Below are 277 nucleotides of genomic sequence, written 5' to 3' on the forward strand. Positions count from 1 at the left end.
GGAATGATCAACCCGAAGCCGATCATGTCGATCAGCACCGTGATGAAAATGAAGAAAAAGGCGTGCTTGCCGGGCTTGCGGGCGGACATGGCGTCTCCTCGAAGAGGTCGGAGCGCCTAGTCCTCGGCACTCTTCAGCGGTACGCCGTAAAGCTCGAGACGGTGATCGACAAGCTTGTAGCCCAGCTTGCGCGCTATGGCTTCCTGGAGCTGCTCGATCTCCTCATTGACGAATTCCACCACCTCGCCGGACTTCAGGTCGATCAGGTGGTCATGGT

General features: G+C 57.8%; 1 protein-coding gene. It reads right to left on the reverse strand.

What is annotated here, in order from left to right; genetic code table 11:
• Positions 1 to 116: 116 nt before the first annotated feature.
• Positions 117 to 277: transcriptional repressor (locus SB754_RS20005; protein WP_410784125.1), on the reverse strand; the 161-nt coding region annotated here is incomplete at its 5' end.

Origin of the sequence: Leifsonia sp. SIMBA_070 (assembly GCF_046534635.1) — a bacterium.
GTDB lineage: Bacteria > Actinomycetota > Actinomycetes > Actinomycetales > Microbacteriaceae > Leifsonia.